Origin of the sequence: Bacillus cereus group sp. BfR-BA-01331 (assembly GCF_022663915.1) — a bacterium.
Lineage (GTDB): Bacteria > Bacillota > Bacilli > Bacillales > Bacillaceae_G > Bacillus_A > Bacillus_A mycoides.
Window position 1 is genome coordinate 35,494 of the sequence record NZ_JAKUGJ010000013.1, and the last position, 13,101, is coordinate 48,594.

The window sequence follows — 13,101 nt, forward strand, 5'->3', positions numbered from 1 at the left end:
TAATCAGTGGGGGATGAACACCCCACTGATTAAAGTTTCACTTTATTTCTAACATTGAAAGGAGAATCTATCATGAAAACGACTTGGATAAAATATTTAGGATTTCTCGGTTTCTTTGGGTTTCTCGGATTTTTTTATGAAAAAGGATTGTTTACTATGTTTTGTTTTTTCTCCTTTTTCACGACGTATAGAAAAGTTCATCACGATGAGCTTTTTGAACAAATCGTCAATAAATCTTGCCGCAACGCCTTTATCGTTACGTTATTAACTACCGCTATCATTATGTTTATTGAAATGTTATTTCCGAATCCTACACTACAAGAGATTGATATTGCTCTTATTTTCAGCACACTCATTCTTACGTTCGGCTTCTCTATGTTCTTTTACGATAAACCAGTTGATGAAATGGAAGATGCACCATGGCGTTCGTAACGAAGATAAAAGAATATCGTGCCAAAGTACATATGACGCAGGAAGATTTAGCGAAAAGCGTTGGTGTACGCCGTGAAACAATTAGCCATCTCGAGAAAGGAAAATATAATCCTTCCTTACAGCTTGCTCACGATATAGCTAGGGCACTTCATAGTACGATTGATGAGATTTTTATTTTTGAGGATTAATAAAGAGCACCAAGTTTAATACATAATACTGAATCTAAAGTAATTAAATATATACTAGACGACGCATGTTGTTTAACAATGTAGTTTTAAGGTGTATCAACACTTTGCTTGATACGCCTATTTTTTATGGTTTTTATCACTGCATTCATCAAAGCGACCAGTATGTTGCAACGAAAATACTGTACTTTTTCCAGAACCACATAAAAAAATACTGGTATCCTTCCCATGAAGAATACCAGTACTTTTCATTTATCACCCATACAAAACCGCATGAAATACGCCTAACAGTAAGTATTGATCCTCTATATAATCCTCATCATATACACTCATCTCGATATAATACATATCTTCCTCAAGACGAATATTCCAATCTGCGATTACATAGCCCTTTCGTAATAGCTTTCCAATCCCAAGTGAATTTTTGTGAACAACATATTCTTCTCTCTTATATGTAAAGGTAAATAAGAAATTTGCATCCAATAACTTTCCGTCACATACCATTATTTCATGCTCTGCATCATTATTATCGACGTACGTTACTAAAATCCTTCTTTGACGCTGCCTACTTACATCCTTTGCAATGACGCGAATATTGTTCTTACTATCCTTTATTTCATAAATGATATTACTACCGACTTTCGGAATGAAGTCTAGCACTTTCATCAACGTATTTTTATAATAGCCCCGTACTGCGCCTACTCCTTCGCTTCCATTGTAAACCTCTATCGAAGTCGTATCCGCTTTACTATCACACAGTCGTTTATAAGAAAGCTGCATCATTCGCTCCCCTCTTAAGTACTGATCAAACGTCACAGGATATTCTATCGCGCGCAGTTCCTTATTTAGCTCATATAAATAACGCCCGACGCTCTCTACTAATGTTGTAGTTGATATACGCTCTTGAAGTTCAAATTGCTGCCAACTGGAAAAAACTCTCCACTGATCTTCCTCTTCATATACGAATCCGAGAATTACTTCCTCACGGTCACTCGTTTCATAATTCAATTGTTCTTTCTGCCCATGTTGCACTTGTTCCATCCACTGTCCTAAATAAATGCCAAGCTCTGCAACCTTCATGCATGACTTCCGAAAAAATACGCTGTCACTCACGCGAATCGTTAAATCCCCTTCAATAAAGCCATTTGCATAAGCGGCATACCGTGGCTCATCCTTCTGCGGGATAGCCTTGTCTAACTCAAATAAAAACATTAACATCCTTCACTCACCTCTAGTTGTTACACAGCTCATACATGACATCGCATCACTCTGAGAAACTATGTATATATAAATATTTAATTATCGCATTATAAAATGTGAATGACCTTAGTATAGTAGCGCTATTTTTGCTTCGCGAACTCCCTCATAATAGAATAACTATCCTTTTATTATTTTTTTCTTGACTTAGAGTTCACTCTAATTATTATAATCAACTCATAGTTTATTCACAATAAAATCAATTGGATAAAATTCAGGAGGGATCGGAAAAGCTAAAATCAAAAGTGGCTGATATTAACGCAGACCTGAATGTTGTCATTCGAACCTTTGATTTATCTGTTAATACAATTGTACATTAAGGTACTAATTAAATAAAAACCTACGATTTCCTGTACGTTAAGAAGTCAGTGATTCTTGCCTTATTTTACTTTCTCTTAATAGTCGTAAAGCTTCTATAATTTATTTAGTACATATAAAAAAGACGGAATCATAAAATCAGCAAATTAGAAAATAAAACAGGATGGGAGTCAGTTATTATGGAGCAATCAAATAAAGCGTTTAGCCAGGCATTAGTAAAATCGTTAAGAGGGGAACGAGGACATCTTCCCATCAAGAATGCTTTGTCGGATATAGACGTGGCGCTTGCGGGAAAACGCAGAGAGGAACTGCCTTATTCTATTTATCAATTAGTGAAACACATGACCTATTGGCAAGATTTTCTCTTATTATCCGCTCAGGGGAAGAAACCTGCATTGCCTGCCCATGTAAAAGAGAGCTGGCCTGAAGAAGAATGCCCTGGCAGTGAGGAAGAGTGGCAACAGATTATTCAGTATTTTCTTCAAGGGATTGAACAGGCATGCACGATCGCCCAAACTGTTCACTTGGACAAAACATTGGAGGAATGGCCTGATGAAACCCCTGGCGGTGTTCTACGAAATATTGCATCTCATAACTCCTACCATTTAGGAGAAATTGTGCTGATTCGCAGATTATTTAGTGCTTGGCCACCGCCAACAGGCGGATATCCGGTCTAAACAAGGAAAGGGTTCCACCCCATGCCCATTAACTTGAGATTTTAAATTACACCCAAAACGAAATTTTTACCACTTTACAGTTATTTATGAGAATTAAATTCATTTTTTTCATTACTGGGGAACAAACATTTTTTAAACTTGATGGAGATAGGGTATAAAAATACAAATTTCATCTCCCAAAAAAATAAAAAAACGATTGCTTGGATCCTAAGAGGCAATCGTTTTTTTTAGCTGTTTGTAATGACCAATTACAAACAGCTAAATATATTATTTAGTGTTATTTCTGTTTTCCAAAACCTTCTCCACATTAATCCTCAATTTCAATTCCAGCTTGTTTAAATGGTTCTAATTTTATTTCTGTTTTCTTTCAGTAAAATTATTTTGACTTGGTGCCATCTTTTTTGTCTCATATCTTAGTATATGAAATTATATGCACGATTTTCAAATACATCTACCGTAACTTACAATATATCAACTATTCGACAAATCTTAACAAGATTAAAATGAGACTACCTTTTCTTCCGCCACTTCCACAATTTCTAAAATTTGTAGCAGGTTCTCCACTTCATAGGTCGGCTTAACGCCTGCCGTATTTTCTTTCAGACTCGGATTATACCAACACGTATCAATACCGTAATCTTCTCCGCCTTTCATATCAGAAGTTAGCGAGTCTCCAACCATTAGTACACTTGATTTATCAGTAATCCCAAGCTTTTCAAACGCATAATCAAAAATCTCACGCGCTGGTTTTTGATGGCCGACTTCTTCAGAAATAATAATATGATCAAAGAAGTTACATAAAGGCGAATTTCCAATTCTAGATTGTTGCACTTTTGTATATCCATTCGTAATGATACCTAACTTGCAATCTTGAAGGTTCTCACATAATTGCACTGCACCATCTATAAGATGTACTTCTTTTCCTAAGCTTTCAAGGTATACGTCACTAAAATGCTGCGCGTCTACTTCTATATTATGAAGAGCAAATAATTGTCTAAATCGATCTACCGCTAATTCACTTAGCGTAATCATTTTATTCTCTAAATCTCTCCATAATCCATTACTAATCTCTTTATAACTTGCAAGATAATCATTATACCCTGTAGGCATGCCAAATTGTACAAACACGTTATGTAATGCGTTTCTTTCTGTTTCAGGGAAATCTAATAATGTATCGTCTACGTCGAATAGTATTACTTTGTATTTCATGATGTTCGCCTCAATTCCTATATTAAACACTTCTTATAGCTTAATTATAAGCTTTTATATATTTCATTATAAAGCGCTTTGACTCGCTCTTTATAGAATACACCTTTATCTTCTATTTTCAAATGTGCTATAAATAAGTTTGCAAGCATGACTGCTGTATCTAACCTATAAAATAAACTAACAATATGCGGGGGAGCGTTAAAGATACTATCATTCTTATATCCCTCTTCAAATTCGTCCCAATTCACCTCATTCGTTTCAGCTATTCTCATAAGCTCCAATAATGGATGACCAATTAGAGCGTTATCCCAATCCACTATCGCTTTAATTTCTCCGTTATATCCAATTAAATTGGCTGGTCGAATGTCCATATGCAATAAACTCTTTATATGATCAGCTGTACTAAGAATATGTTCAATTGTTTTTGTCTCTGGAAGTTTAATTCCACAGTTCGTAATTGTATTAAAACCTTCTATCCGTTTCACAATGCGTTCCGCTATATACTTACTAATAGGCTCTCTAATGTTCTGCTCATATTGTAAACCATCGATTGGTATACTATGAAGCTCACTAACTAACTTCCCTATTTTACATGCAGAAATTGGCATATGATCAGTAGATACATAATCCGATATTAAAAAATCAAGTTCGGCAGAAAGATGCAATCCATGTATCTTTGGCACTGGAATACCTTTTGAATAACAAAACTTAGAAAGCTCTGTTTCCTTTTGCAATGAAATCCGACTATTAAATAAATCTTCATTTATATTTTCTACTTCTCTTTCCCACGGCACTCGAAATGCTAAAGGTCCCTTTTCTGAATCTCCGCAAAAAACAATATTTTGCACTCCCGTTCCAATCACCTTTAAATCCTGAACAGCTAGTTCCTTATAATCTTGACTTAGTATTGTTGCTAACTTTCCTCTTAACTCCTCTGCTTTTACACGTGTATGAATCATTTTATCCCCCGATTCTTAAGTTCTTTTCATCCATTTTCTCCCCAGTGTACAACAATCCTCATAAACAAAATTATAGCAACAATAATAAAAGGAGGCTAATCCAATTAGCCTCCCTCCTCATTATTTATCCCGCATTAACGCCTGATTGGTGAAGGCTAATAATCAGTGGGGATGAACCCCCCCACTGATTAAAGTTTCACTTTATCTTCTAGCAATAACACTTTCATTTCTTCTAGCGATTCTTTCGTAAAGCCAAGAGCTTTTTCAGCGTATGCTTCCACTGATCCGTATTGCTTTTTAACTTCATCAATCGCAGCTTGTAAATATTCAGCACGAGCTTCAAACATCGCACCTAATATTGCTCTACTTTCGTCGTTTTGTAATTTCGCACCTAAAAACGCCATCATTTTTTCATTTAACTTTTCACGGAAACCGTTACTTAGTAAGTAGTCTTCCATTACTGTTTTTTCCGGTACACCTAGTAAAAGTAATAATAATGCTGAGCCAAATCCTGTACGGTCTTTTCCAGCTGTACAGTGGTTTACTAATGGTAAGTTTTCTGGATTTTGCGCTAAGTTTAAGAAACTCACGAATGCTTCATTACCACTTACGAAATCTTGATTCATTTTCACAAGATACTCACCTGGCTTCCCTAACATAGAAAGGTCACCAACTTGGAAAAATTCATTTATGTTTAAGTCTTTCGCTAAATCTTGCATAACTGGTAAACACACTTGACGAGCACCTGTAATCTCTGGATTCGGCTTATGCTTCACTTCAAAGTCTGTACGGTAGTCACAAATTAGCTTTAAGCCAGACTTTTGTAAATAGTCGATATCCCACTCTGTTAGTCCTGCTAATTCCTCAGAACGGTACAGCTTGCCCCATTTTACTTTACGGCCTTCAGTCGTTTCATATCCTCCCATATCACGGAAGTTAAACGCGCCTTGTAATGGCAATCTACGCTCAGCTACTGTCACTGCTTGTCCATTACTTCCTACTAGTCTAAAATATGGACGCTCATTTTCACTAGGGTTTTCAATTGTACATGATGATTCTCCATTTACTGTTGCAAGTAATTCTCCATTTTCTTCAATATGATCTGGTGAAGTACTCCAGTAAATACGAACTTCTTCTATATTATTTTCCCACTTTATATATAACGTATTATCTTCATTTCTTTCTACAGTCGCTTGTAACCAATTTCTTTGCTGCTCCATTCTTTCACCAACGCTTTCTTATATAATCGAATCTTTCTTTATTGTATTATAGAAATATCCATTTTGTCGTTCTCATTTTTCTTTTTATCTTACAAATAGGCAAAAAGTTCTTTTACTTGTTCAAAATTTGTACACGGATTCCCTCGAAATACGTATGCGATTTGTTCATCACCTAAATCTTCATATACAACTGTCCCGCGATCAGGGTGCGAATAAAACTCTAATCCATTTATAATTTGTTTTGGGCCATAATTCATTGTCCAAGAAGAAACAGGATAGTACACTTTGTTTTTATGCCGACAAACCCAAAGTGCATATAGTTTACTATCTTCATCCCAGTATACATACTGTATTTCATCATTTCCGCAACCAACTGATTCAAGTTTCCAACTTAACTTTCCATGAATTGATAATTTAACATAGGATACGTCTTCGGGAGCATTCCACTCACGGCATCTTCCTATCTCACCCATTTCACCTCTCTTCGCTTGAAAGCTTAATAAATGAAATGGTGTATGTAATATCGTTTTCGCCAACTCCATATTTACAGGTTGTAACCCAAATAGAAATCTTTCCATTTCATCTTGGTTTACATATCCACGATCAATAGAAATTTCAATTTGTGTTTTCCATTTAGATGTAACGTAACTTTCTTTTGCCTTATAATTTACACCTTTCCAATACACAAGCCCTTTATATTGAAAACAAGCTCCTTTTGCTTGAGAAATACAACTATCTGGAAATACCGGCTCCATTATATCTAGAAAAAACTCTTTTACACGAAACATTCCAGTTGGAGTAACAACCTGAAACCAAAAAGTTTCCCACTTTTCACCTTCATAACGTTCTGAAACCTTTTCAACTTTCCAATTCTCTAACAATACATGTGGATACAGTAAAACGAATGAATGCATGGATTGCTTTAACATATATAGTCCCCTCCCGCTATACGAGTTCGAGAGTATACACCATTCATCCTCCTAAAACTTCCTCACATATCGCTCAGTACAACTCAGCAACTGACATCCGTTCTTTTCAAAGACATCCTTCATCCACTCGTTTTGTACATTTGTCTCGCCAATATAATAAGATGCACCTATTTCTTTCAAGACAAACATTGCCCCTGTAAAGAATGCGGCTTCATACCCTTTATTTCGCATATTTGGAGCGACTGCGAAATACATAAGTTTTCCTTCTTCTAACGTACCTCTTTCAATATGCGGGATTACAATTCCTATTGGCTCTTCATCGATACTTGCTGTTAAACAATGTTCTTTCCATTGCCCACCTATTTCTTGTAGCATCGTATTTACAAATTGATCATAATCGATTTGTTCTCCCGTCACTTCATTCCACAGTGAATAAAAAGCGGCTTCGCCTATCTCTTCAATAAGCTTAAAATCAATTTCACTTTCTATATCTTCTACTTCATATATATCCTTAAATACAATCATATTTTCAGTAATATATTCAAATGAATACGTTTCGAAACATTTCTTATACACATCATAGTTTGGGCTTTTTGAAGAAATCTCAAATTGCAATTCTTCTATTCCATCTTTTTCAGCTTCAGCAACGCAATATTGCATTATCTCTTCTAATTGCTCTTCTGTAAAAACCTCTGCATTATTTTCTTTTATCATGATAGAAGAAGCATTTCTTCTTATTTTAAAATGTTTTTCTAACTGTTCTATAGTCATCATATACTTCCCTCATCTATGTCATACTCGAATTTCTACTTGTTCTCCTTGCATGAGCAGGATTGTCCTTGAATATATAGAATACTAGAAAACATCGCATCTTTAAAGTGCGGAGGAGGTTCTCCATTGGATATTACAGCGCTGCAACAACAGTTAGAGCTTATACAACAAAATGACTATACGCAACTGCAACATATAGATATTAATGAGTTAACGCTCAATATGCTTCAATATATCGGAACAACTGATAGTTACGTTCGTTACCAACTTATATATAAATGTTTTGCACATTTCATTCATCATGAATTCCTTATGGACGATCAACTGAAATTACTTCTACAAACTTGTTTAAGTGATGAGTATTTATATTGTGACATTCACTCCCCACTTACAGATGGGGTTTTCACACGTTCTTATACTGTTTCGTTACTTGCATTAATACTCCAATTCGCTAACTCGCACTACTTTTTTACAGAGGAGGATATCGAAGAAATAAAAAACAAACTCATTACATACACAAACTTAGAAATGGATTTTCGAGGCTATATTGAAAATAAAGGATGGGCTCATTGTCTTGCCCACGTATCTGATGCCTTTTCTGAAATTGTTCACAATTCCTATACGACCTTTGAATGGTACGAGGAATTAATTCATTGTTTATTAAATAAAATTTTCATCCCATCGGATCTTTTTCATAATAATGAAGATGAACGAATTGTTACACCGTTACTATCTATGCTATATCATGACTTCCCGCAAGATGAGTTAATTTCAATTATTTATAAAAAAATAAAAAGGCTTCCTCAAATTAGAAAACGCCTTTCCCTTAATGAGTATTGTATTTTATGCGCAAACATTAAAATCTTTTTACGCACATTATTTTTTAGAACAAAAGATGATCATAACTTAGCATTTACAGCACGTAAAACAGAAAAAATGTTAAAAGAACTGCCTAATTATTATTAAATATAAGGAGAAGAATTATGGGCTATATTGAAGACATGAGAAATCTAGTAGGAAATCATCCACTCATTTTAATCGGATCACACGCCATTATATTAAATGAGAAAAATGAAATATTACTGCAGCTCCGTACAGATTTTAACCGCTGGGGTATTATTGGTGGCGCCTTAGAATATAACGAAACGTTAGAAGACGCTTTAAATCGAGAAGTATATGAAGAAACCGGACTTATCATTAAAAATCCAGAACTATTCCGTACATACTCAGGACCTGATTTCTTTCAAATCTATCCAAACGGCGATCAAGTACACGGTGTACTCGCTGTTTATATTTGCCGAGAATTCCACGGTGAGCTTGTATGCGATCAAACGGAATCGAAAGAACTGCGCTTCTTTTCACTTGATGAATTACCTAGTAATCTCCCTCCTGTTATTGATAGGATTATTACAGATTACCAGCAAAAACAAGGGAACGCTTAACGTTCCCTCTCAAATCCAATTCGTTTTTTAATTTCCGCTAAATTCACCTTCGCGATAGCTCGTGCCCTCTCAGCACCTCTCTCTAACGCTTCATATAATAAATGCGGCTCATTCATATACATTTCGTATTTTTCCCGAGGACCTGCTAATTCACGGTCAACAACACGGAATAATTCTTTTTTCACATCGCCCCATCCAATGCCGATCTCATACTTTTCATGCATCGACTGAATTTCATCTTCTGTCGCAAATTCTTTATAAATTGTAAATAACGTTTCTAGCTCTTTCGTTTCATTCGGAAGTGAAGAATCTGTTTTGATTTTAAAAATTAATTTTCGTAGTTTTTCTTGTTCTGCAAATAATGGGATTACATTTCCGTAACTTTTACTCATCTTTCTTCCATCAAGGCCAGGTAAAATGGCACCCTCTTCTTGTATGACATACTCCGGAAGCGTAAATGTCATGCCAAATGTATGATTAAAATACGTCGCAATATCACGCGCAATTTCAATATGCTGAATTTGGTCTTTTCCAACTGGTACATGAGTAGCTTGAAATAGTAATATGTCAGCTGCCATTAAAATCGGGTACGTATATAACCCCAAATTCACTCCCGCATCTACCTCTAAACCCGCTTCTTTATTTTGCTCCACCTTCGCTTTATACGCATGAGCACGATTCATAAGACCTTTCGGAGTTAGGCAAGCTAATATCCAAGCTAATTCTAAAATCTCCGGCACTTCTGTTTGTCTGTAAAAAATAACTTCTTCACCAAGTCCAAGTGATAACCAAGTAGCTGCTACCTCTTTCGTATAACTACTAAACTGACTCGGATCATGCACAGCATTTAACGCATGATAGTCAGCTATAAAATATAATGCTTTTCCTTCATTATTTTTTGACATTTGTAATGCTGGTTTAATTGCACCAATATAATTTCCTAAATGCGGATAACCTGTCGGCTTAATTCCTGTTAACATTATTTTTTCACTGACACTAACTCCTCCTTCCTCAACATAAAAATAAAAAGAACCCCTCATCCTATAAAAAGGACGAGAGACTCCCGCGGTACCACCTTAATTAGCTATCATTAGCTCACTTCATACTTCGATAACGTGAAGTAACCGTCTTTACCTACTCATTTCAGTGAGAAGCTCCAGAGCCCATTCCATATTCATCCCTTACTGATTTCCACCACACATCAGCTCTCTGAAAAGTTTCGAATATGTACTCTTCTCTTTCATTGCTTTTTAGTTATTTTTTACAGTTTATCACATTCCCTTTCCAATTAAACCCTAATTTTCTGTTTTATATAGCAGGAATTTCTACCTTAATTGTCTAATAATATATAGGTTTGCAGAAATACTCGAAACAACTTTGGAGGTTTTTTCATGGTAAAATATATATCCATTTTAGGTTCAACAGGATCCATTGGCACATCTGCATTAGATGTCGTTTCCGCTCATCCTGAACATTTTAAAATCGTCGGTTTAACCGCAAATTATAATATCGATCTTCTCGAAAAACAAATCGAATCTTTTCAGCCTCGTATTGTAAGCGTAGCGACAAAAGAATTAGCGGACACATTACGTTCTCGTATTTCAACAAATACAAAAATTACATATGGAACTGATGGTTTAATTGAAGTATCTACCTATCCTGATACAAATCTTGTATTAAGTTCAGTTGTCGGTGTTTCAGGTTTACTCCCAACAATTGAAGCACTAAAGGCGAAGAAAGATATCGCTATCGCTAACAAAGAAACTTTAGTTGCGGCTGGGCATATCGTCACCGAACTAGCGAAACAAAACGGATGCCGCCTAATTCCAGTTGATAGTGAACATTCAGCTATTTTCCAATGTTTAAATGGGGAAAATAATAAGGAAATCGAAAAATTAATTGTTACAGCTTCTGGCGGCGCTTTTCGTGATAAAACACGTGAAGAAATGAAAACATTACAAGCCAAGGATGCTTTAAAACACCCAAACTGGTTAATGGGCGCAAAACTAACGATAGATTCTGCCACGTTAATGAATAAAGGGTTTGAAGTGATGGAAGCTAAGTGGCTATTCGATATTCCTTATGAAAAAATTGATGTTATGATTCATAAAGAAAGTATCATTCACTCTTTAGTGGAATTTATTGATGGATCAGTCATGGCACAGCTCGGTGCTCCTGATATGAGAATGCCGATTCAATATGCGTTTCACTACCCTACTCGACTACCTTCATCCTATGAAAAATTAAATTTATTAGAAATTGGTAGTTTGCATTTTGAAAAACCAAATTTAGAGAAGTTCCCCTGTCTACAATATGCATTTGAATGTGGAAAAATTGGTGGTACAACTCCAGCCGTATTAAATGCAGCGAACGAAATTGCAAATGCACTATTTCTTAAAAATGAAATTGCATTTTTCGATATCGAAAAAACAATTTACAATACAATTGAAGCTCATCATAACGTAAAAGATCCTTCACTCGATGCTATATTAGAAGCTGATCAATGGGCACGCCAATACGTAAATCAATTGTTAATGAAAAAGAGCTAAAACAGTTTTATCTGTTTTAGCTCTTTTTTCACGTATTCAACTTAACAAATCTATAACTATGCGTAACTAACACTTTTAATATCGCATATCCTGGAATTGCTAAAATAATCCCCATAATTCCAAATAAATTTCCGGCCGTTAAAATAATAAAAATGATAGTAATTGGATGAATGTCTAACTTTTTGCCCATTACTTGTGGTGAAATAAATTTCCCCTCTGCTAATTGTACAACCATCATGACAATAATTACTTTTAAAATCATTGCTGGCGAGTCAATAAAAGCGATAATTAACGCTGGCGTTATAGCGATAATTGGCCCTACATACGGAACAATGTTTACAATCATCGCCAAAATAGCAAGTAATACAGCGTATTTAATGCCGATTATTAGATAACCAATGAATAGCATAATACCGATAAATAAACTAACAATAATTTGTCCTCTAATATACGAACTAATCGCATAATGCATATCATCTAGTATTCTCTTCGCAGCTGGTTGTCTTTGCTCAGATATAAACTTTAAAAAATGATTCGGTAATTGCTCACCATCTTTTAAAAGATAGAACAAAATAAATGGAACCATTACAAATGTTAAAACAACTTCAGTAATTGTACTTAAAAATCCAGTTACATTTCCTGTTACTGATGATAATGATTTTGTAAAGTTCATTGTAGAATCTTTTACGATATTAGCAAAATCAATATTTAAACTTTCCTGCATTCTACCAATTACATTACTTTCTCCAAATTTACGTGCTGCCCTTTCGATTTCATGCCCGAAATATGGTAAGTTATCTATTAAAGCATTTACTTGATCTTTAATAATTGGAATAACCGTGACCGCAAGAAAAACAAATAATCCAAGAACAATTATATATATCGAGGCAATTGACACAATTCTCGACACACCTTTTCTTTCTAAAAGAGAAACGAATGGATGCAATATATAAAATAGTACTCCCGCTAATAATACTGGGAAAAAGATTGTTTTTAAAAATACGACGAACGGTGTAAAAACGAATGATATTTTTGTAAGTAATAATATATTTACAAACAGCAACGCGAATCCAAGTAGTACAGCTAAATAATTTTGTTCTTTAAAAAACTTTTTCAACTTATCTCTTTTTCTTATATTTACTTTCTCCAAGTG

The 13,101-nt window shown here is 35.0% G+C and carries 14 protein-coding genes and 1 other annotated feature; of the genes, 6 read left to right on the forward strand and 8 right to left on the reverse strand.

Annotation, left to right across the window (positions count from 1 at the left end; all coding sequences use genetic code 11):
- The first annotated feature begins 72 nt into the window (after positions 1-72).
- On the forward strand, positions 73-432 hold the full coding sequence (locus tag MR155_RS20740; RefSeq protein WP_113935929.1) for a DUF3796 domain-containing protein: 360 nt from the start codon (positions 73-75) through the stop codon (positions 430-432).
- Entirely contained in the window at positions 420-620 is a 201-nt protein-coding gene (locus MR155_RS20745; protein WP_215551964.1) for a helix-turn-helix transcriptional regulator, read from the forward strand. The genes MR155_RS20740 and MR155_RS20745 overlap by 13 nt, the downstream gene beginning before the upstream one ends.
- Before the next feature lie 252 nt (positions 621-872).
- On the opposite strand, the gene MR155_RS20750 is transcribed toward MR155_RS20745, so the two are convergent.
- On the reverse strand, positions 873-1,835 hold the full coding sequence (locus MR155_RS20750) for a tubby C-terminal domain-like protein (protein ID WP_242310971.1): 963 nt from the start codon (positions 1,833-1,835) through the stop codon (positions 873-875).
- Between the two features lie 536 nt (positions 1,836-2,371).
- Here MR155_RS20750 and MR155_RS20755 point away from each other — a divergent pair.
- On the forward strand, positions 2,372-2,869 hold the full coding sequence (locus MR155_RS20755) for a DinB family protein (protein ID WP_219303159.1): 498 nt from the start codon (positions 2,372-2,374) through the stop codon (positions 2,867-2,869).
- Between the two features lie 498 nt (positions 2,870-3,367).
- On the opposite strand, the gene MR155_RS20760 is transcribed toward MR155_RS20755, so the two are convergent.
- The 5 genes from MR155_RS20760 to MR155_RS20780 all read right to left on the reverse strand — a co-directional run bounded on the left by MR155_RS20760 (position 3,368) and on the right by MR155_RS20780 (position 7,960).
- Entirely contained in the window at positions 3,368-4,078 is a 711-nt protein-coding gene (locus MR155_RS20760; RefSeq protein WP_242310972.1) for a YjjG family noncanonical pyrimidine nucleotidase, read from the reverse strand.
- 44 nt (positions 4,079-4,122) lie between these two features.
- Entirely contained in the window at positions 4,123-5,037 is a 915-nt protein-coding gene (locus tag MR155_RS20765) for a phosphotransferase family protein (protein WP_242310973.1), read from the reverse strand.
- 188 nt (positions 5,038-5,225) lie between these two features.
- The gene (locus MR155_RS20770) at positions 5,226-6,257 is read right to left on the reverse strand and encodes a tyrosine-protein phosphatase (RefSeq protein WP_219303162.1); all 1,032 of its coding nucleotides are present in this window, start codon (positions 6,255-6,257) and stop codon (positions 5,226-5,228) included.
- An 89-nt stretch (positions 6,258-6,346) separates the two neighbouring features.
- Positions 6,347-7,186: a hypothetical protein gene (locus MR155_RS20775; protein ID WP_219303163.1), complete on the reverse strand. Its 840-nt coding sequence runs from the start codon at positions 7,184-7,186 to the stop codon at positions 6,347-6,349.
- Positions 7,187-7,237: 51 nt separating this feature from the next.
- Complete coding sequence (locus MR155_RS20780; protein WP_242310974.1) at positions 7,238-7,960, reverse strand: GNAT family N-acetyltransferase; 723 nt, start codon at positions 7,958-7,960, stop codon at positions 7,238-7,240.
- A gap of 123 nt (positions 7,961-8,083) precedes the next feature.
- On the opposite strand from MR155_RS20780, the gene MR155_RS20785 reads away from it, so the two are divergent.
- Complete coding sequence (locus tag MR155_RS20785; RefSeq protein WP_002013997.1) at positions 8,084-8,923, forward strand: DUF2785 domain-containing protein; 840 nt, start codon at positions 8,084-8,086, stop codon at positions 8,921-8,923.
- Positions 8,924-8,940: 17 nt separating this feature from the next.
- On the forward strand, positions 8,941-9,399 hold the full coding sequence (locus MR155_RS20790; protein WP_060750676.1) for an NUDIX hydrolase: 459 nt from the start codon (positions 8,941-8,943) through the stop codon (positions 9,397-9,399).
- Here the strand turns inward: MR155_RS20790 and MR155_RS20795 are convergent.
- Entirely contained in the window at positions 9,396-10,439 is a 1,044-nt protein-coding gene (locus tag MR155_RS20795) for a tryptophan--tRNA ligase (RefSeq protein ID WP_242310975.1), read from the reverse strand. The two genes, MR155_RS20790 and MR155_RS20795, sit on opposite strands and share 4 nt — an antisense overlap.
- Before the next feature lie 5 nt (positions 10,440-10,444).
- Positions 10,445-10,652 (reverse strand) — a binding site (T-box leader).
- Between the two features lie 138 nt (positions 10,653-10,790).
- On the opposite strand from MR155_RS20795, the gene MR155_RS20800 reads away from it, so the two are divergent.
- Positions 10,791-11,948 carry a 1-deoxy-D-xylulose-5-phosphate reductoisomerase gene (locus MR155_RS20800; protein ID WP_242310976.1) on the forward strand — a complete coding sequence of 386 codons (1,158 nt, stop codon included), beginning with the start codon at positions 10,791-10,793 and terminating at the stop codon, positions 11,946-11,948.
- A gap of 28 nt (positions 11,949-11,976) precedes the next feature.
- Here the strand turns inward: MR155_RS20800 and MR155_RS20805 are convergent, their stop codons facing one another.
- Positions 11,977-13,098 (reverse strand): AI-2E family transporter, encoded by a 1,122-nt coding sequence (locus tag MR155_RS20805; protein WP_201065059.1) that lies wholly within the window; start codon positions 13,096-13,098, stop codon positions 11,977-11,979.
- Between the last annotated feature and the right edge of the window lie 3 nt (positions 13,099-13,101).